The 19,532-nt window shown below is 71.3% G+C and carries 17 protein-coding genes; 10 read left to right on the top strand and 7 right to left on the bottom strand.

Going from position 1 to position 19,532, the window contains the following annotated elements:
* Positions 1-47: 47 nt before the first annotated feature.
* Positions 48-2,303: a molybdopterin oxidoreductase family protein gene (locus CES90_RS22375; RefSeq protein WP_189786994.1), complete on the bottom strand. Its 2,256-nt coding sequence runs from the start codon at positions 2,301-2,303 to the stop codon at positions 48-50.
* A 161-nt stretch (positions 2,304-2,464) separates the two neighbouring features.
* Entirely contained in the window at positions 2,465-3,088 is a 624-nt protein-coding gene (locus tag CES90_RS22370; RefSeq protein ID WP_189786995.1) for a TetR/AcrR family transcriptional regulator, read from the bottom strand.
* 398 nt (positions 3,089-3,486) lie between these two features.
* Here CES90_RS22370 and hmgA point away from each other — a divergent pair, with 398 nt between their 5' ends.
* Genes hmgA through CES90_RS22355 form a run of 3 tightly spaced genes read left to right on the top strand, consistent with a single transcriptional unit; the run spans position 3,487 to position 6,754 of the window.
* On the top strand, positions 3,487-4,803 hold the full coding sequence (gene hmgA / locus CES90_RS22365) for a homogentisate 1,2-dioxygenase (protein WP_189786996.1): 1,317 nt from the start codon (positions 3,487-3,489) through the stop codon (positions 4,801-4,803).
* Positions 4,804-4,831: 28 nt separating this feature from the next.
* Positions 4,832-5,584, top strand: coding sequence for a GntR family transcriptional regulator (locus CES90_RS22360; RefSeq protein ID WP_189786997.1), 753 nt, complete (start codon positions 4,832-4,834; stop codon positions 5,582-5,584).
* Between the two features lie 9 nt (positions 5,585-5,593).
* Complete coding sequence (locus CES90_RS22355; RefSeq protein ID WP_189786998.1) at positions 5,594-6,754, top strand: type ISP restriction/modification enzyme; 1,161 nt, start codon at positions 5,594-5,596, stop codon at positions 6,752-6,754.
* Positions 6,755-6,794: 40 nt separating this feature from the next.
* Here the strand turns inward: CES90_RS22355 and CES90_RS22350 are convergent, their stop codons facing one another.
* A complete protein-coding gene (locus CES90_RS22350; protein WP_189786999.1) occupies positions 6,795-7,502 on the bottom strand; it encodes a TetR/AcrR family transcriptional regulator in 708 nt (235 codons plus the stop codon).
* A 63-nt stretch (positions 7,503-7,565) separates the two neighbouring features.
* Here CES90_RS22350 and CES90_RS22345 point away from each other — a divergent pair, with 63 nt between their 5' ends.
* From CES90_RS22345 to CES90_RS22335, 3 genes are read left to right on the top strand one after another with little or no spacing between them, the layout of a single operon-like run.
* Positions 7,566-8,534: an ATP-binding cassette domain-containing protein gene (locus CES90_RS22345; RefSeq protein ID WP_189787000.1), complete on the top strand. Its 969-nt coding sequence runs from the start codon at positions 7,566-7,568 to the stop codon at positions 8,532-8,534.
* Positions 8,531-9,313 (top strand): ABC transporter permease, encoded by a 783-nt coding sequence (locus CES90_RS22340; RefSeq protein WP_189787001.1) that lies wholly within the window; start codon positions 8,531-8,533, stop codon positions 9,311-9,313. The genes CES90_RS22345 and CES90_RS22340 overlap by 4 nt, the downstream gene beginning before the upstream one ends.
* A 53-nt stretch (positions 9,314-9,366) precedes the next feature.
* On the top strand, positions 9,367-10,563 hold the full coding sequence (locus tag CES90_RS22335) for a CaiB/BaiF CoA transferase family protein (RefSeq protein WP_229914303.1): 1,197 nt from the start codon (positions 9,367-9,369) through the stop codon (positions 10,561-10,563).
* Between the two features lie 30 nt (positions 10,564-10,593).
* Here CES90_RS22335 and CES90_RS22330 read toward each other — a convergent pair whose 3' ends face one another.
* From CES90_RS22330 to CES90_RS22320, 3 genes are all read right to left on the bottom strand, one after another.
* A complete protein-coding gene (locus CES90_RS22330; protein ID WP_189787002.1) occupies positions 10,594-10,860 on the bottom strand; it encodes a hypothetical protein in 267 nt (88 codons plus the stop codon).
* 115 nt (positions 10,861-10,975) lie between these two features.
* Positions 10,976-11,779 (bottom strand): anti-sigma factor, encoded by an 804-nt coding sequence (locus CES90_RS22325; protein WP_189787003.1) that lies wholly within the window; start codon positions 11,777-11,779, stop codon positions 10,976-10,978.
* Positions 11,776-12,318, bottom strand: coding sequence for a sigma-70 family RNA polymerase sigma factor (locus CES90_RS22320; protein ID WP_189787004.1), 543 nt, complete (start codon positions 12,316-12,318; stop codon positions 11,776-11,778). Before CES90_RS22320 ends, CES90_RS22325 begins: the two co-directional genes overlap by 4 nt.
* Before the next feature lie 257 nt (positions 12,319-12,575).
* Between CES90_RS22320 and CES90_RS22315 the strand changes: the two genes are divergently transcribed.
* Positions 12,576-14,102 carry a DUF4331 domain-containing protein gene (locus tag CES90_RS22315; RefSeq protein WP_189787005.1) on the top strand — a complete coding sequence of 509 codons (1,527 nt, stop codon included), beginning with the start codon at positions 12,576-12,578 and terminating at the stop codon, positions 14,100-14,102.
* A 108-nt stretch (positions 14,103-14,210) separates the two neighbouring features.
* Here CES90_RS22315 and CES90_RS49795 read toward each other — a convergent pair whose 3' ends face one another.
* Positions 14,211-14,555, bottom strand: a complete 345-nt coding sequence (locus tag CES90_RS49795; RefSeq protein WP_229914304.1) for a hypothetical protein — start codon at positions 14,553-14,555, stop codon at positions 14,211-14,213.
* On the opposite strand from CES90_RS49795, the gene CES90_RS22310 reads away from it, so the two are divergent.
* The 3 genes from CES90_RS22310 (at position 14,550) to CES90_RS22300 (ending at position 19,525) form a co-directional block, all read left to right on the top strand.
* On the top strand, positions 14,550-15,953 hold the full coding sequence (locus CES90_RS22310) for a tetratricopeptide repeat protein (protein ID WP_229914305.1): 1,404 nt from the start codon (positions 14,550-14,552) through the stop codon (positions 15,951-15,953). The two genes, CES90_RS49795 and CES90_RS22310, sit on opposite strands and share 6 nt — an antisense overlap.
* Positions 15,950-17,776: a HoxN/HupN/NixA family nickel/cobalt transporter gene (locus CES90_RS22305; RefSeq protein WP_189787007.1), complete on the top strand. Its 1,827-nt coding sequence runs from the start codon at positions 15,950-15,952 to the stop codon at positions 17,774-17,776. The genes CES90_RS22310 and CES90_RS22305 overlap by 4 nt, the downstream gene beginning before the upstream one ends.
* A 63-nt stretch (positions 17,777-17,839) precedes the next feature.
* A complete protein-coding gene (locus CES90_RS22300; protein ID WP_189787008.1) occupies positions 17,840-19,525 on the top strand; it encodes a serine/threonine-protein kinase in 1,686 nt (561 codons plus the stop codon).
* The last annotated feature ends 7 nt before the right edge of the window (positions 19,526-19,532 follow it).

Below are 19,532 nucleotides of genomic sequence, written 5' to 3'. Positions count from 1 at the left end.
GCGTTAACAAGACGTTGACATACGAGCAATAAGCGCAAAACTCCAGGTCACAGCGTTGCGCCTGCTCGGGACAGGTCCACGGGGACGCCATTCAGGACCGCGTTTCCGGACAGCGGGTCGAGCAGCGAGCCGTCGAGGAGCTGGTTGACGTTGACGCCGGGGTCGAGTGCGGCGTGGCTCAGGCGGGTGCCGGGGCGGTCGTGGCCCCAGCCGTGCGGGAGGCTCACCACGCCCGTGCGGACGCCGTCGGTGACCTCGACGGGGGCGGTGACCTCTCCCCCCGCGCCCTTGATCCGTACGGCGTCCCCGTCGGCGAGGCCGAGGCGGGCGGCGTCGTCGGGGTGGATGTGCAGGGTGCAGCGGTTGGTGCCGCCGGTGAGGGCGGGGATGTTGTGCAGCCAGCTGTTGTTCGACCGCAGATGCCGTCGGCCGATGAGGACGAGGCCGTCCGGGCGCTCCCGCAGGGCCGTCCGGAGCCTCGGCAGATCGTCGACGATCGGCCGCGGCAGCAGCTCGACCTTGCCGCTCACCGTCTTCAGCGGCTGCGGCAGACGCGGCCGCAGCGGCCCGAGGTCGATGCCGTGCGGGTGCGCGAGCAGTTTCTCCAGGGTCAGGCCGTCCGGGTCTGCGCCGAATCCCTCGCCGTAGGGGCCGAGGCGGAGCATCATGTCGAGCCGTCGCTCGGGGCCGGTCTCGCCCGTCAGCAGGCCGGCGAGTTCCTTCGGGTCCCGGCCGTGGACGGGCGAGTGGGCCTCCTTGACGGCCTTGCCCAGGGTCTGGCCGATGACCAGGTCGTCCACGGCGGAGGGATCGGCGCCGTGCATGCCGGTGGCGGCGAGGGTGAGCCGCGCGAGGATCTCCGTCTCGGCCATCCGCCCCTCCTCCAGGGGCACGGCGGCGCGGTTGTAGCGGACCTGGTTGCGTACGGCGAAGGCGTTGAACGCGAAGTCGAAGTGCGGGGCCTGGGAGGGCGGGGGCGGCGGCAGGACGACGTCGGCGTGGCGGGCGGTCTCGCCCAGATACGGGTCGACGCTGACCATGAAGTCCAGCGAGCCGAGCGCCTTGTCGAGGCGGTCGCCGTCGGGCGCGGAGAGCACGGGGTTGGCGGCGACGGTGATCAGGGCGCGGACGGGGCTGCCCTCGGGGGTGGCGGTGTCGATCTCCTCGGCGAGCGAGGACAGCGGCAGCTCGCCCTTGGCCTCGGGGTGCCCGCTCACCCGGCTGCGCCAGCGGCCCAGACCGAAGCCGCGGCCGGGCCCGGCGGGCCTGGGCGTCTTGTCGGTGGCGGACTGGGGGAAGAGCGCGCCGCCGGGCCGGTCGAGGTTGCCGGTGAGGATGTTGAGCACGTCGACCAGCCAGCTCGCGAGGGTGCCGTGCGGAACGGTGCAGCTGCCGATGCGGCCGTATACGGCGGCGGTGGGCGCGGCGGCCAGTTCCCGGGCGAGCGCGCGGATGGTGCCGGCGTCGACGTCGCAGGCGTCGGCGACGGTCTCGGGGGTGAACTCCCGTACCGCGTCGGCGAGTTCCTCGACGCCCAGCACATGCGGGGCGAGGTCCCCGAGGTCGACGAGCCCCTCCTCGAAGAGGACATACGCCATCGCCGCGAGCAGCAGCGCGTCGGTGCCCGGCCGGATGGCGATGTGCCGGTCGGCGAGCTTGGCCGTGCGGGTCAGGCGGGGGTCCACGACGGTCAGGGTGCCGCCGCGGGCCTTGAGGGCCTTGAGCTTGCCGGGGAAGTCGGGGGCGGTGCACAGACTGCCGTTGGACTCCAGGGGGTTGGCGCCGAGGAGCAGCAGGTGGTCGGTGTGGTCCAGATCCGGTACGGGGATGGCGTGGGCGTCGCCGTAGAGCAGTCCGCTGGAGACGTGTTTGGGCATCTGGTCGACCGTGGAGGCGGTGAACAGGCTGCGGGTGCCGAGGCCGGCGAGGAGGATGGGCGGGTAGAGGGCGCCGGCCATGGTGTGGACGTTCGGGTTGCCGAGGACGACGCCGACCGCGTTCGGCCCGTGCGCCTCGACGACAGGCCGCAGCCCGGCGGCGACGGCGTCGAAGGCCTCCTCCCAGGTGGCCTCCTTCAGCTCCCCGTCCTTACGGACCAGCGGGGTGCGCAGCCGGTCGGGATCGCCGTCGGCCGCACCGAACGAGGCGCCCTTCGGGCAGATGAACCCCTTGCTGAACACATCGTCCCGGTCACCGCGCGCCTTGGTCACCCGCGTGCCCTCGATGGTGAGGGTGAGGCCGCAGGTGGCCTCGCAGAGCGGGCAGATCCGCAGTGCGGTGCGGGAGTCGGTGGTGGTGGACACGGGTCCTCCCGGAGGGCGGCGGCGATGGCGCTGGGACGGGGTGCCGCACGCGTGGATTCGCACGGCACCGAGGCCGAGCATACCGACCGGTATGCACCAGCGGGAGGGTCAGCGGCGAGGTTCCGGCCGCCGCCCCCACCGGGGCCGGTGCCGGCCACCGCTCACATTCGGTCCAGGACCCGCGCCAGATACGCCCGCAGCAGTTCCCGCATCTCCTCGATGATCCGGGCGTCCCCCTCCGGGGAGACCCGGAAGGCGAGGTGGACGAGGGTGTCGGCGGTCTCGACGGCGACAAGGAAAGCGCGGCGGAGATCCTCGTCGGGGGCGCGGTCGAGGTAGGCGGAGAGCAGCTCGGAGAGGCGGTCGGCGACGCGGTGGTTGGGCTCTTGGCGGTGGCCGCCGACGGGGATCTGGTTGCCGAAGTCGATGAGAGCGAAGCCGGGTGTGTTGCGCTTCATGTCCAGGTACTCGTCGAGGACGGCGTCCATGGCGGTGCGCCAGTCCCCGCCGCCGGTTCCCTGGAGGCGATGGGCGACTCCCTCGGTGAAGCGGTCGAGGTTGCGTTCGGCGAGCGCGTCGGCCATCGCACGCTTGTTGCCGAAGAAGCGGTAGACGGAGCCGATGGGCACACCCGCGCGCAGCGCGACGGCGCGGGTGCTCAGCGCGTCGTAACCCACCTCGTCGAGGAGGTCGGCGCAGGCGTCGAGGATCCTGGTCAGTCGTTCGGCACTGCGGCGCTGCACGGGGGCGCGGCGCAGGGAGGTCGCCTGGGGCACGGGCTTCATGATGCCTTTCCGCCGAGGTCCGATGAGGTCATGAGTTCCGATGAGGTCCGATGAGCCTTCCGTTGTCTGTACGGCCGGCGCCGTCGCTCCCGCTCGGGTGTGGAGCGCGGCGGAGGGCGAACGAACATCCGCACGCCCATGGCCTGCCGGGAGAGTAGAGCACCGCACTGACAGACGGATCCGCGCCGGATCTGGTTCGGGGCATTTTCTCGCCACCGCCGCTCCTACCCGCCCCATCCCCAGGGACTGCGCCCCTTCGACCCGTGGCGGGTACGGGTTTTGTGTGGTTGCTCGCGCGGTTCCCCGCGCCCCTTTGGGGCGCGTCTGGTGCCCTCTTGCGTCGGGCCACCCTCATTCCTACGGTTAAGCATAGGAATCAGCTTGGCGAGGGAGCCGACATGAGCGAGGACCTGCGGAAGAGGGCCGAGGGGCTGGAGTATCTCTCCGGGTTCGGCAATGAACACGCCTCGGAGGCCGTCCCTGGCGCCCTGCCGCAGGGGCGCAACTCCCCGCAGCGTGCGCCGCTCGGCCTGTACGCCGAGCAGCTCAGCGGGACCGCGTTCACCGAGCCGAGGGCCCATAACCGCCGCTCGTGGCTCTACCGGATCCGCCCGTCGGCCGCCCACCCCGCCTTCGCGCGCACCGACAACGGCAGCCTGCGCACGGCCCCCTTCACGGAGACGGTCCCCGACCCCAACCGCCTGCGCTGGAACCCCCTCCCGGAGCCCCCACCCGGCACGGACTTCCTCGGTGGCCTGTGGACTCTCGGCGGCAACGGCGACGCGGCCCAGCGCACCGGCATGGCCGTGCACCTCTACCACGCCAACGCGTCCATGGACCGGGTCTTCAGCGACGCGGACGGCGAGCTCCTGATCGTGCCTGAGCGCGGCGGTCTCCTCCTGCGCACGGAGTTCGGCCCGCTCCACGCCGAACCCGGCGAGGTGGCCCTGATTCCCCGAGGCGTCCGCTTCCGCGTGGACCTCCTCGACGCCTCCGCCCGTGGCTACGTCTGCGAGAACTACGGCGCTCTCTTCCGCCTCCCCGACCTCGGCCCGATCGGCGCCAACGGCCTCGCGAACGCCCGCGACTTCCGGGCCCCGGTGGCGGCGTACGAGGACGTCGAGGGGCCGGTGGAAGTGGTGAACAAGTTCTGCGGCAACCTCTGGACGGCCACGTACGACCACTCGCCCCTGGACGTGGTCGCCTGGCACGGCAACCTCACGCCGTACGTCTACGACCTGCGCCGCTTCAACGTCATCGGCACGATCTCGTACGACCACCCGGACCCGTCGATCTTCACGGTGCTGACCTCGCCGTCCGACACCCCGGGCCTGGCCGGCGTGGACTTCGTCGTCTTCGCTCCGCGCTGGCTGGTCGGCGAGGACACGTTCCGGCCGCCGTACTTCCACCGGAACGTGATGAGCGAGTACATGGGCCTCATCGAGGGGGCGTACGACGCCAAGGCCGAGGGCTTCGTGCCCGGCGGGGGCTCGCTGCACAACATGATGTCGGCGCACGGACCGGACCGGGAGACGTTCGAGAAGGCGAGCGCCGCCCAGCTGAAGCCGCAGAAGGTGGACGACGGGCTGGCGTTCATGTTCGAGACGCGGTGGCCCGTCCTCACGACCGAGCAGGCCGCACGGGCCGAGCACCGGCAGCAGGGGTACGACGACGTGTGGTCGGGTCTCCAGCGCCACTTCGGCCCGTTGCACTGAACGCGTGACGCCGGGTACGGATACCGTCGTGACCTCCTTCGCGCCGGACTCGATCGTCCTGAACCGCAAACTGCCCCTCTGGTATCAGGTCTCGCAGTCCCTGCGCGCCTCGATACTCGGCCGCTCGCCCCAGGACCCGCTCCGGCTGCCCACCGAGGAGCAACTGGCCGGGCACTACGGGGTGAGTGTGCTGACCATGCGGCAGGCGCTGAAGGAGCTGGAGGACGAGGGCCTGATCTCCCGGCACCGCCGGCGCGGCACCTTCATCGAGCAGGACGCCCAGCGGGGCTCGCCCGTGCGGCTGCTCGGCTCGGTGGACGCGATCGTGGCCCAGCAGTCGGGCATGACGACCGAGCTGCTGGACCATGGCAAGGCCCCTCTGTCGGGTGAACTCTCGGAGTACTTCCCGGACTTGACCGAGGTGGCCACGTACCACCGGCTGCGCGGCGACGAAAGGACGGGCGAGCCCACGAACCACGCCCGCAACTACGTCCGCCCCGACCTGGCCGAACGCATCGACCGGCAGGACCTGATCCGCTGGCCGATGACCAAGGTGCTGCGCGACGTGGTCGGCGTGGCCATCAGCCGCATCACCGACACCGTGGAGGCCCGCCTCGCGGACCCCGAGACCGCCCGCCTGCTCCACGTCCCGCTGCTCAGCCCGATCCTGCACTACACGGGCGTCACCTACGACGAGGACGGCCGCGTCCTGGACGTGGCGGTCATCCACTACCGCGGCGACCGCTTCTCCTTCACGGTGACCCTCGATGCCAACGGATGAGGTCGTACGATGCCGAGCGTGACGCACGACGACGCTCCGCCGCTCGCGGACCTCATGCCGTGGTCCGTCGCACCGCCACGGCTGGGCCGGGGGTGGCCGACGGGCCCCGACGCGGCATCCCTGAAGTCCCGCTGGGACGCCCTGATCAAGGCCGAGGGTCCGGACCGCGAGACCCTGTTCGAGCCCAGTCGCTCACGTACGCTGCGGTCGGCGGTGGGACAGCTGCCGGGACAGTCCAGCGGCACGGAGAAGCTGGCCCGCGCGTCCGGCCCCTGTTCCGAGCCGGTACGGGTGCTGGCGGCGCCCTTCGACGAGCAGTGGCTGATCCCCGACCACCGGCTGATCGACTCCGCCCGCCCCGAGCTGTGGAGGGTCACGGACGAACACCAGGTCTTCGTCGTCGAGACGCCCACGGAGGGCGACGGCCCCCACCTGCTCGCCACGTCCTGCCTCCCGCTCCTGCGCCCCGGCCGCGTCCGCCCCCTCTACCGCCGCCCCGGCGGCACCGAACCCAACCTGGCGCCCGGCCTGCTGGACCACCTGAGCGCCCGCCTGGGCCTCACCCCCACCGCCCCGGACGTCCTCGCCTGGACCCTGGCGACAGCCCGCCCGCCCCTCACCGTCCCCCTCACCGACGACCCGGAACTCTGGTCCGAGGGCGTCGAGTTGGGCCACCGCCTCCTCTGGCTGATGCGCCGCCACGGCGACCGCCCCAAACTCCCCGGCGGCCGCCGCCCCTACGTCCGCGCCCCACTCCCCTCCTCCCCCCTCGAACTCCGCTACGACCCCGAGGAAGAGGCCCTCCTCATCGACGCGGGCCGCATCTCCCCCGTACCGGCCGAGGCCTGGGACTTCCACGCGGGCGGAGTCCGGGTCCTCGAGGAATGGTTCACCCGGCGGACCGAGCCCGCCGAGCCGGGAACGCTGGCAGCCATCCGCCCGGCAACCTGGCCACAGCCGTGGACATCGGAACTCCTGGAGCTGATCACGGTCCTGGCCCTGCTGGCCGAACTGAGGCCCAGGCAAGCCGAACTGAAGGTGGAGAACCAGATCACAACGGCCGAGCTGCGCGAGGCAGGAGTACTCCCCGTACCGGACGCGTCCCGCAGGCCGGCCTCAGTCCTGGACCACCCCGAGGAGGGCCCGGAGGGCCAGTTCGCGCTGTTGTGAGAAGGGGGAACCGTCGCAGCCGCTCCCGAACCGACCCGCCCTACGGCGAGAACGAATCCAGCACCCTCCCCACCATCCACTCGAACACGGCCTCCAGATCGATCGGCCCCGAATCCTCCATAAAAGCCGCCGCCAACCTGGGATAGGCCCCGGACGCGATCTGCCCACCCAAGTAGGCGATCCGCACCGCGTTCTCCTGCTCCTCCGACCACGGCAGCGACCGCACCCGCTCAGCCGTGGCCAACTCATTCGCGACATAAGTCGTCACGCACCCGTTGAGCATCCCCAACAGCTGCATCTTCGTCCCGTACGACGCCTCAAGCGGATCCATGCACGCCAGACAGTGCTCCAGATACCGCATCGCGTTGGGGCTGAACCCGTACACCGGCGACATCAGCCGCGGCATCCACGGATGCCGACGCAGGGCGTCCCGCGTCTGGTAAGCCACCCTCCGCAGATCGGCCCGCCAGTCCCCACTCAGCTCCCACAGCTCGTGCTCACCGCCGACCGCGTCGACCATCAGCTCGTACAGGTCTTCCTTGCGCGGCACGTAGTTGTACAGCGACATCGTGCCGCAGCCCAGCTCGGCCGCGACATGCCGCATGGAGACCGCGTCCAGCCCGCCTTCGTCGGCGAGCCGCACCGCTGCCGCCGCGATGTCCGCACGGCTGAACGCGGGCCTCGGCCCGCGCCCGGTGCGCTCGGGGCGCGCCCAGATCACTTCGGGTACGGCCGGTCGGACAGTCATCGATCATCACCTCGGCCACCATCCTAGTTACGTACAGCGTACGTAATGCGCTATGGTCAACTCATGACTACTACGTACGCTGTACTTAGTGAGGGTCTGGAGAAGCGCTTCGGCGACGTCCACGCGGTCCGCGGTCTCGATCTGGCCGTCGCGGAGGGCACCGTCTGCGGCATGCTCGGCCCGAACGGGGCGGGCAAGACGACGGCCGTGCGCCTGCTGACGACGCTGCTGCGGCCGGACGCCGGCTCGGCCCGTGTCGCGGGGCACGACCTCGTACGGGAGCCGGGGGCCGTCCGGCGGGCGATCGGGGTGACCGGGCAGTACGCCTCGGTCGACGGGGATCTCACCGGGCGCCAGAACCTGCGGCTGTTCGCCCGGCTGCACCGGGTCCGGGACACGGCGGCGCGCGCGGCCGAGCTCCTTGACCGCTTCGGGCTGGCCGAGGCCGCCGACCGGGCGGCGTCCACGTACTCGGGCGGGATGCGCCGCCGTCTCGATCTCGCCGCGAGCCTGATCCGGCACCCGGCGGTGCTCTTCCTCGACGAGCCCACGACCGGCCTCGACCCGGTCAGCCGCAACCAGATCTGGGACGCGGTGGGCGAGCTCAAGAAGGAGGGGACGACCGTGCTGCTGACCACGCAGTATTTGGAGGAGGCCGATCAACTCGCCGACCACATCGTGCTGATGGACCGCGGCCGGATCGCGCACAGCGGTTCGCCGCCGCAGCTCAAGGCGCTCATCGGCTCGTACGCGGAGGTCGTGGTCGCCCACGCGGACGCGATGGTGAAGGCGGCGGGGGTGCTCGATCAACTCACCGGCGCGGAACCGTCGTTCGACCGGGAGCGGCACGCGGTCGGTGCCGTCACCACCGACCCCACGCTGACGCTCCCGAGGCTCGTGCGCGAACTCGACGCGGCGGGTGTGCCGTTGATCGACGCGAGCCTGCGTCCGCCGACCCTCGACGACGTCTTCCTCCGTCTGACGAGCGGCAAGACGAGCGACAAGGCGAGCGACAAGGAGCTGGTGAAATGAGCGCGTTGGCGTACGACGGCACGGCGATGCTCGGCCGTCAGCTGCGGCGGGTCAGGAACAACCCGGGGTTGCTGATCCTGACGCAGACCATGCCGATCTCGATGCTGCTGTTCTTCGGCTACGTCTTCGGCAGCGCCCTCGCGGTGCCGGGCGAGGCGTACCGTTCGTTCCTGGTGCCGGGGCTGCTGGTGGCGACAGCCGCCGGCGGGATCATGACCGGGATGTTCCAGGCCGCGCAGGACACCCATCGGGGCGTGATGGACCGCTTCCGCACGCTGCCGATGAGCCGGGCGGCCGTGCCGCTCGGGCAGGCGGCGGCGGACGTGGTCGTCACGGCCGCCGGGACCGTGCCGTTCCTGCTGGTCGGGCTCGCGGTGGGCTGGCGGATCGAGGGGAGCGCCACGGCGGCGGTCGGTGCGTTCGCCCTGTTGCTGCTGTTCCGGTTCACGGCGGTGTGGATCGGCATCTTCCTGGGGCTGCTCACCCGGAACGAGGAGGCGGCCGGGCAACTGGGCGGCGCGACCTTCCTGCTGCCGCTGCTGTCCAACGCGTACATCCCGACCGAGGGCCTGCCGGGCTGGCTGCGCACCGTCGCCGAGTGGAACCCGATCAGCGCGGTCACGACGGCCCTGCGCGACCTCTTCGGAAACGCGCCCGTGCCGGAGGGCGCCGCCTGGCCGGTGAGCCATCCGATCGCCGGCTCACTGGCCTGGTGCGCCGTACTGCTCGCGGTGTTCGTGCCGCTCGCGGTCCGGCGGTACGCGGCCGGGGGCGAGTGACCCTCGGCACGCCCCGGTGACAAGGGCGCCGCGTGGGCGACATGATCCACACCATGGACCGTCTCCCGGCGCCCCTGGAGGGCATCACCGTCGTAGCCGTAGAGCAGGCCGTCGCGGCGCCCTTCGCCACCCGGCAGCTCGCCGATCTCGGCGCGCGGGTCATCAAGGTCGAGCGGGTGGACGGCGGTGACTTCGCGCGCGGCTACGACACCGCCGCGGGCGGGCTGGCCTCGCACTTCGTGTGGTGCAACCGGGGCAAGGAGTCCCTCGCGCTCGATCTGAAGGACCCGCGTGGCCTGGACGTCGTACGGCGGCTGATCGCGGACGCGGACGTGTTCGTGCAGAACCTCGCGCACGGCGCGGCGGCTCGGCTCGGTCTCGACGCCGCCGCGCTGTGCGCCGCGCACCCCCGGCTCGTCGCGGTGGACATCTCGGGGTACGGGGCCTCGGGGCCGTACGCGGACAAGCGGGCCTACGACATGCTCGTGCAGTGCGAGGCCGGGCTGGTGTCGGTGACGGGGACCCCGGAGCAGCCGGTGAAGGCGGGCATCCCGGCGGCGGACATCGCCGCCGGGATGTACGCGTTCTCGGGGGTGCTCGCCGCCCTCGTACGGCGGGGCAGGACCGGGCGGGGCGGGCCGGTGGAGGTGTCGATGCTGGAGGCGCTGGCCGAGTGGATGGGGCATCCGCTGCACCATGCGATGCACGGCGGGACTCCCCCGGTGCGGACGGGGCTGGCGCATGCGGTGATCGCGCCGTACGACGCCTATCCGACGGCGGACGGTGGGCGGGTGCTGCTGTCGGTCCAGAACGACCGGGAGTGGCGGCGGTTGGCCGAACTGGTGCTGGGGCGGCCTGAGTTGGCGGACGAACCGGCGTTCGCGACGAACGCGGCCCGCGTCGAGCACCGGGACCGTACGGACGAGGCGGTGGCGAGGGCACTGGGTGTGCTGGACGCCGACGAGGCGGTGGCCCGGCTGGAGGCGGCCGGGATCGCGTGCGCACGCCTCAGGGACGTACGGGAGTTGGCGGAGCATCCGCAGTTGGCGGCCCGGGACCGGTGGCGGGAAGTGGGTTCGCCGGTGGGGCCGCTCAAAGCGCTGCTGCCCCCCATCACGCTGCCGGGCGGGGACGAGGCGCGGATGGGTGCGGTGCCCGCGCTCGGGGAGCACACCGAGTCGCTGCTGCGTGCCGTGGGGATGACGGACGATGAGATCGCAGCGCTGCGCCGGGACGGTGTGATCGCCTGAGCGCGGGCTTCCTCCAGGAAATCCGTGGTGCTAGCGGCTGCCGAAGAGCGAGCGGCGCAGACGCTTCAGGGGTGCGAACAGCGAGACCCTGCCGACGCGCGTGTCCTTGCGGGCCTTGCGCTCGTGCGGGGTACGGGCTGTGATCTCGCGCATCAGCGAGGTCGCCTCGGCCGCCTCACGCTGTGGCACGGCTGGGCCGCTCAGCACCGAGAGATGGCGGTCGAGGCGCGAACTGGCCGCGCTGCTCCCATGGGTGATCGCAGGGACTCGCGCCCTGCGTACTGTTATCTGTTCCATGTCACTCCCCACCCGTACGAGTCCACCCGGCCCGGGCAGCGTAACCATATCGCTCCACCCGAGCACTCGGGAATCACCGCCCTGCTATTCCCCTTCCCTGTAACAGGGTTGTTGATTACTCTCCGAATCCGACCGATTCCAGGGCGAGTTGGACAATTGGCTGGCTGGTTGGTTGCGGTGATCCACCGTCGGGTTCGACGGTCACGGCGAGTGACGTCGCGTCGGTGTTCATTCCGCTCGTGACCAAGGGCGTGTCGCCGTCGAACAGGCCCAGGGAGCGCGGTTGCACGTCGGGGCGCATGAGCCAGAGCTGATGCACCCGGTCCTTGGGGAGGTCCTCGAACCCGCTGAGGGTGACGATGGCGCTCCCCTCTTCGGCGGAAGCGATCACTCCGATTCCATTGCCCTCCGCGTCCCGTTCGCTGGTCGCCTCGGCGTCCGGCGCGGTGAGAACGTGGGCGATCTCACGTGCCCGGTCGCGCTCGGCGGCCAGTTGGTCCTGGGTCCGGTTGGCCTGGACGGCGAAGAGCGAGGCCACGACGAGCGCGGCGGCGGCCGTCGCGGTGGCCAGCGGGGCGAGGAAAGGGCGCGAACGGGGCGCACGAGTACGCGACTTCGGCGGCGGCTCGGTGCCCCACACATGCGCCGGCAGATGCTGCTGGGGGCGCGCCTGCGCCGGAGCCTCCTGGGGTGTGTTGCGTACGGCGGCGAACACCCGGTCGCGCATCGCGGCCGGCGCCGGGGCGGCCGTCGACCACGCCAGCCGCACCGCGTCCTCGGACAGGGCGCGCACCTCGGCCGTACAGCGGTCGCAGCGCTCCAGGTGCTTCTCGAAGCGGCGCCGCTCGCCCGGATCCAGGGCGTCGAGCGCGTAGGGGGCGGCGAGCGAGTGCAGGTCCTCGCGGCGGAACAGACTCACGCGACTCCTCCCAGGCATTCGCGCAGCCGTGTGAGTCCGTCGCGCATGCGGGTCTTGACCGTGCCGAGCGGTAAGGAGAGCCGCTCGGCCACTTCTCGGTAGGTGTAGCCGTCGTAGTAGGCGAGGGTGACGGACTCGCGCTGGATGCTGGTGAGCTTCTCCAGGCAGTGGCGCACCCACTGGCGTTCGAGTCCGGCCTCGACCTCCTCGGCGACCTGGTCGAAGGCCGGGTTGTGGGCCTTCCAGCCCTCGCGCTGCTCACGCTCGGTGGCGGCGCGGGCGCTGCGCACGCGGTCCACCGCGCGGCGGTGCGCGAGGGTGAGGATCCATGACAGGGCGCTGCCTCGGGCGGGGTCGAACCGGCCCGCGGAGCGCCAGAGTTCGAGCAACACCTCCTGAGCCACCTCCTCCGACTGCGCGGGATCCCGTACGACCCGGCGGACCAGCCCGAACACCGGGCCGGACACCAGTCCGTACAGCTCCTCGAACGCTCTCTGGTCGCCTCCGGCCACCCGGACCAGAAGCTTGTCCGCCTCCACTCGCTCCCCCTCGCCTCCCGCTGAGCACGGCCATCCCCGCGCGTAAGGCATTCGCAACGAACCCACCTCCGGATGGGGTTACGGATGAGCCTGCCCAAAACGCGGGTGCCCCGTCGAGGAATCGGTTCGACGAATCACGTTCGTCACTGAAACAACTCGTCAAACGCGCCGTAAGAACGTTTGGGATTCGACCAATCCACCCCGGCGACCGCTCCGAATGGCGTTCGTCAGGCAAGTTGGGACAGAGGACGGACGGCATGACACCTACTTCCAGGAGCGGCGCGGGACGCAGGAGCATCGCGTCCCTCATCTGTGGTTCGCTGGCCGCCGGAGGGCTCGCAGCCGCCGGCGTGACCGCGCTGGAACCGGGGGCGGCCTCCGCCTCCAGCCATCGCGAGGCCCCGCTGATCTCGGGGCAGCCCCAGTTCGACAACACCGACGTGTACGCCTTCGTGAGCCCGGACAAGCCGGACACGACGACGATCGTCGCGAACTGGATCCCCATGGAGGAGCCTGCGGGCGGCCCGAACTTCTTCACGTTCGCCGAGGACGCCCAGTACGACCTGCGGATCGACCAGGACGGCGACGCGCAGGAAGACCTCATCTTCCGCTACACGTTCAAGACGAAGACGAAGAACAAGGACACGTTCCTCTACAACACGGGCGTGGTCGAAAGCCTGGACGACCCGGACCTCAACATCACGCAGACGTACGACATCGAGCTCATCAAGCTCAAGAACCGCAGCGCGGTGTCCAAGACGAAGCTCGCGGACGATGTGTGGGTGGCGCCGTCGAACGTCGGCAAGGCGTCGATGCCGGACTTCAAGAAGCTGCGCGACGAGGCCGTGTACGAGACCGCCAGCGGTGTGACGACGTACGCCGGTCAGGCCGACGACCCGTTCTTCCTGGACCTGCGCGTCTTCGACCTGCTGTACGGCGGTGACCTGTCCGAGGTCGGGCGGGACACGCTCAAGGGCTACAACGTCAACTCGATCGCCCTGCAGGTGCCGAGCGAGGCGCTCATCGAGTCGAAGGACCAGCCGATCCTCGGCATCTGGTCCACGACCCAGCGCAAGGGCGCCAACGGCCAGTTCCGCCAGGTCTCGCGCCTGGGCATGCCGCTGGTCAACGAGGTCGTCAACCCCATCAAGGACAAGGACACGTTCAACGCGTCCGCGCCCGTGGACGACGCCCAGTTCCTGAAGAACGTCACCGAGCCCGAACTGCCCAAGCTCATCGAGGCGATCTACAAGATCCCCGCCCCGGCCGAGCCGCGCAACGACCTCGTCGACGTCTTCCTCAAGGGCGTCGAGGGTCTCAACCAGCCCGAGCACGTGACGCCTTCGGAGCAGCTGCGCCTCAACACCTCCATCCAGCCCACCAAGGAGCCGAAGCGGCTCGGTGTCCTCGACGGCGACAACCAGGGCTTCCCGAACGGCCGCCGCCTCACCGACGACGTGATCGACATCGCGCTCCAGGTCGTCGAGGGTGAACTGGTCGGCGCCAAGAACGACCTGGGCGACGCGGTCGACAAGAACGACAAGAAGTTCGGCAAGTCCTTCCCGTACGTGGGTCTGCCGACGGCCGGTTCGCGCGGCAAGACCGTCAAGGGCAACAGCACGAACAACGTGCGCAGCGCCATCGGCACCGGGGTCGCCGAGTCCGGCATGGACGACACCACGCTGATCGCGGCCTCGGCCGGCGCCGGCGCGGCCGGTGTCCTGCTCGTCGGCGCGGGTCTGCTGTGGTGGCGCCGCCGGATGAACGACCGGGCGTACTACTAGGCCCACTCCGACCGGGCCCGTCCCCAGGGGCCCGGTCCACCGACCGGCGCGGCCCGCTCGTACCCATCCCCCACGGCGCGGGCCGCGCCTCACCACCGTAACTCGGGTTCACGGCACGGAATTTGAGGAGAGGGAATGTCCCCGCGTACGAACGAGAGCGCGCCGGAGGACCGGCGTCCGCGTCCCGACGAGGGGGCTCCCGCAGACGATCGACGCGACGACGGTCGCGACGACGACAGTCGGAACGACGACAGTCGGGACGACAACGGTCGGAACGACAACGGTCGCGACGACAACGCTCGGAACGACAACGCTCGGAACGACAACGGTCGCGACGGGGACGGTCGGGACGACAACGGTCGCGACGGCGACGGTCGGAACGACAACGGTCGGAACGACAACGGTCGCGACGACAATGGTCGGAACGACGACGCTCGCGACGACGAAGTGCACGACCACGAGGGCCGTGACGACGCCGGACGTGACATCGCCGCGTCCGGCCCCGCCCCGGCCCGTGCCCCCGAGTCGTTCCGGCGGCGGGTGGTGCGGTACACCGCGTGTGCGGCGGCGCTGGCGGTCGCGTTCACCGGGTTCGCGGTGGCGCTGGGGGCCGGGGAGGACGAGCGGACGGTGATCACGTCCACCTCGCCCGGGGTCTCGGCGGCGCAGCTCGCCGGTGGTGATCTCGACACGGCGGTCACGGCGTTGCAGGCCCATCTTCGGGAACAGCCGAAAGACTTCGGCTCCTGGTCCACGCTGGGTCTCGCGTACGTCGAGCAGGCCCGCACGAAGGGCGACCCCTCCCGCTATCCGCAGGCCGAGAAGGCGCTGAAGCGTTCACTGAAGCTGCGGCCGGACAACGACCCGGCGCTCGCGGGCCTCGCCGCACTCGCCGCCGCGCGGCACGAGTTCGAGGACGCGCTGCGCTACGCGGACCGGGCGCTGAAGGAGAACCCGTACAGCGAGCGGGCCTTGTGCAGCCGGATCGACGCGCTGGTCGAACTCGGCCGCTACGACGAGGCGTTGAAGGCGGCGCAGCTCGCCGACACCCGGCGCCCCGGGATCCCCGTCTTCACGCGGTACGCCTACGTGTACGAGCTGCGCGGCGACGTCAAGACCGCCCGGCGGGTCCTGGAGCAGGCGCTCAACTCGTCGGTGACGCGCGGTGACATCGCCTACGTGGCCTCCCAGCTCGGCCAACTCGCCTGGAAGCAGGGCGACTACAAGACTTCCCTCGACCACTACGCCCGTGCCCTCGGCGCCGACGACACCTACCTCCCCGCACTGGAGGGCCGCGCCCGCGCCCAGGCCGCGAGCGGTGATGAAGGCAAGGCGATCCGCGGACTTGAGCCGGTCGTGGCCACCTACCCGCTGCCGGGCCCGCTGGTGGTGCTCGGCGAGCTGTACGAGGCGAAGGGCGACAAGGCCGCGGCACGCGAGCAGTACGCGCTGGTGGACGCCTACACCGCCATCGCCCGCGTCAACGGCGTCAACGCCGATCTCGACACCGCGATGGCCGCCGCCGACCACGGCGACAAGAAGGCCGCGCTGCGGGCCGCCGAGGCCGAGTGGAAGCGCCGGGAGACGGTCCACACGGCGGACGCCCTCGCCTGGGCGCTGCACGTCAACGGCCGTGACGACGAGGCCCTGCCGTACGCCCGCCGCGCGACCAGGACCGGGTACCAGGACGCGACGGTCCTGTACCACCGCGGCATGGTCGAGTACGCCGCCGGCGACAAGAAGGAGGCGCGGGCGTCGCTGAAGGCGGCGCTCGACCTCAACCCCGGCTTCTCCCCGCTCGGCGCGGCGGAGGCCCGTAGGACCCTGAAGGCTCTGGAGGCCGCCAAGTGACGTCCCGTCGGCGCGTGTTCGCCTCCTGTGCGTCGGTCCTCCTGGCCGCCTGCGCGCTCATCCTCGTCCCCACCGGGACGGCGAGCGCCCATCCTCTCGGCAATTTCACCGTCAACCGCTACGACGGCCTGGTCGCCGCCCCCGGACAGCTCAAGGTCTTCCACGTCGAGGACCTCGCGGAGATCCCGGCCACCCAGGCCGGATCCGCCATCAAGCGGCAGGGCATGGGTGATTGGGCCCGCGAGCGGTGCGAGACGGCCTCCGAGGGCACCGAGGTCACCGTCGACGGGAGTACCGTCGAGGTGACGCTCAAGTCGAGCCGTGCCGTGGAGCGGCCGGGCCAGGCGGGGCTGAAGACGCTGCGCGTGGAGTGCCGGCTGACGGCCCCGCTGCCGGACCGGGCGGCCGACGTACGCTTCCACGCCGCCGTGGAGTCCGGTCCCGGCTGGCGTGAGGTCACCGCTCAGGGCGACCGGATGACGCTGACCGGTTCGGACGTGCCCGAGGAGTCGGTGTCCAGGCAACTCACCAGCTACCCCGAGGAGTTGCTGCAGTCGCCGAAGGACACGGCGAAGGCCTCCCTGCAGGTCCGGCCCGGCGGCCCCGCCCTGGCGGAGGCGGAGGAGCGCGACGCGCCCGGTGCCTCGATCCTGCCGCGCGGCGCGGACCGCTGGACCCGGGCCCTGGACGACCTGGTCGCCGGCAACGACCTCACCTTCGGCTTCGGCGCCCTGGCCTTCGGCATCGCCATCTTCCTCGGCGCGATGCACGCCCTCGGCCCGGGCCACGGCAAGACCCTGATGGCCGCCACAGCCGCCGCCCGGGACCGGGCCCGGATGCGTGACGTCCTGCCCATGGCCGCGTCGGTGACGGTCACGCACACCCTGGGCGTGGTCGCCCTCGGCCTCCTGGTCCTCGCCGGTTCGGCCGCCGCCCCGGCCGTCATCACCTGGCTGGGCATCGCGAGCGGCCTCTTCGTCCTGGCGGCGGGCGTGACACTCGTACGCCGCGCATGGCTGAACCGCAAGCTCGCGCTCATGCACGAGCAGGCACACGGGCACGGAGATGCGCACGACCACAACCACGATCACGGGCACAGCCACAATCATGACCACGATCACGGGCACAGTCACGATCACGGGCACTCCCACGAGCCCAAGCGTGAACTCGTACTCGCCCATGCCCACACGAACACACAAGGCGAAGCCCACTCCCCCACACACGCCCACGCGTCGACCGAGGCGCACACCCACGAGCACAAGCACGACCACGGTCACGGCCACAGGCACGACCACGGTCACGACCACAGGCACGACCACGACCACGGTCACGACCACGACCACGACCACGGTCACGACCACGACCACGGTCATGACCACAGGCACGACCACGACCACAGCCACGACCAGAAGCGCTCCCTCTTCGGCGGCGGCATCACCCACACCCACGGCGGTTTCACCCACACCCACCCCACCGCGCCCACCCTGCGCGGCACGATCCTGCTCGGTTTCGCGGGCGGCATGGTGCCGAGTCCCTCGGCCGTGGTCGTGCTGGTCGGCGCGGCGGCGCTCGGGAAGGCGTGGTTCGGGCTGCTGCTCGTGCTGGCGTACGGGATCGGGCTGGCTCTCACTCTGACGGCGGCCGGGTACGCCGTGGTGAAGGCGGGCGGCTGGGTGACGAGGGTGCTGGACAAGGGCCAGGGCAGGCTCGGCGGTCCGACGGCGGCGCTGGTGCGGCGGACGGTGCCGCTGGCGTCGGCGGCGATGGTCGTCGTCCTGGGGGCCGGTTTGGTGCTCAAGGGGGCGGCATCCGCGATCGGCTGAGCTACTTTTGGGGAGAAATCACACGGAGTGGAGATTTCACGCGGATGCGAATGGGGGACGCCCGTGTCCGAAGAACCGGGCAGTGAACGTGTGATCGCGGGCCGCTACCGCCTGCTGACCCCGCTGGGCGAGGGCGGCATGGGAACGGTGTGGCGGGCCCGCGACGAGGTTCTGCACCGCGAGGTCGCCGTCAAGGAGGTGCGCGCGCCGGGCGGGATCGCGACGTCCGACGTGGAGCGGATGTACGCCCGGCTGGAGCGGGAGGCCTGGGCCGCGGCCCGGGTCGCCAACCGCAATGTGGTCACGGTGTACGACGTCGCCATGGAGGACGGCCGCCCGTGGATCGTGATGGAGCTGGTCCGGGGGCTGTCGCTCGCCGACCTGCTGGACGCCGAGGGCCCGCTCTCCCCACAGCGGGCCGCGCACATCGGCGCCGAGGTGCTGGCCGCGCTCCGCGCCGCGCACGAGGCCGGCGTTCTGCACCGGGACGTGAAACCGGCCAACGTGCTGATGTCCAACGAGGGTCGGGTCGTCCTCACCGACTTCGGTATCGCCACGGTGGAGGGCAGCTCCGCGCTGACCATGACCGGCGAGGTCATCGGCTCACCCGAGTTCCTCGCCCCCGAGCGGGCGCTCGGCCGGGCGTTCGGCCCCGAGTCGGACCTGTGGTCGCTCGGTGTGCTGCTGTACGCGGCGGTCGAGGGCAACTCGCCCTTCCGGCAGAACACTCCGCTGAGCACCCTGCGCGCGGTCGTCGACGAGGAACTCCCGCCGCCCCGCCGCGCGGGGCCCCTTGCCCCGGTCATCGAGGGGCTGCTGCGCAAGGACCCGGCCGAGCGGATCTCCGCCGAGGACGCGGAGCGGGATCTGCGGATCATCGGGTCGGGCGGCACCCCACGCGCCGACACCGTCACCTCGACCCCGTACACCCCGACGGTGGCCGCCCAGCCGACACCGGCCCCGACGCCGAGCCGGGCACCGGCCCCGGGCGCGAACGGGTTCGGGCCGCCGACCCCGCCGCACCCCTCCCCGGCCGCCGCCTCGACGCACCCCTCGGCGGTGCCCGCGGGCGAGCCGGACCGCAATCGCCGAGCCCTGCTCTTCCTGGTCGCGGGGATCGCCGCGATCGCGCTGGCGGTCGCCGGACTGACGTACGCCCTGGTCAACCAGAACGACGGCGGGAAGAAGAACGACACCACGAACGGCGCGGGCACGAACGGCGGTGCGGGCGGCGGGACGGGCGAAGAGAGTTCCGGCGGGAGTCCGGGTGACGACGAGAGCACGGACGACAGCACCGACGACGGGGACGACAGCGAGTCGCCCTCCGACGACCCGCCCGACGACGGCACCGGCTCTCCGCCGCCCGCGAGCCAGACCGTGCAGGTGAAGGTCACGGGATCCCACACCGACTACTCCGGTGCCTGTCCGCCGCCCGACGGCGAGGCGCCCGCCTTCACCGCGACTTTCACGGTGGGCCGTGCCCCCGTGGATGTGCAGTACCGCTGGGTGACGAAGAGCGGCGGGATCTCGGATCCGGGCTGGCAGACGCTGTCGTTCCCCTCGGGTGGCGGGACGACGAAGGAGGACCAGGTCGTCGTCACCACGGACCAGACCTCCGGAACCTTCGAGGACGAGATCACCGTGGAGGTGCGCGGCCCGGTCGAACTCTGGTCGAACTCCGTGGCGTTCTCGGTCACCTGCGAGACGGAGGCCCCGACCACGGGCGGGGCCTCCCCCACGCCTTCCTGAACGCTTT

The organism is Streptomyces capitiformicae (assembly GCF_002214185.1).
Classification (GTDB): Bacteria; Actinomycetota; Actinomycetes; order Streptomycetales; family Streptomycetaceae; genus Streptomyces; species Streptomyces capitiformicae.
The sequence above is the reverse complement of the archived record's forward strand: the minus strand, read 5'-3'. Positions and strand labels throughout refer to the sequence as shown.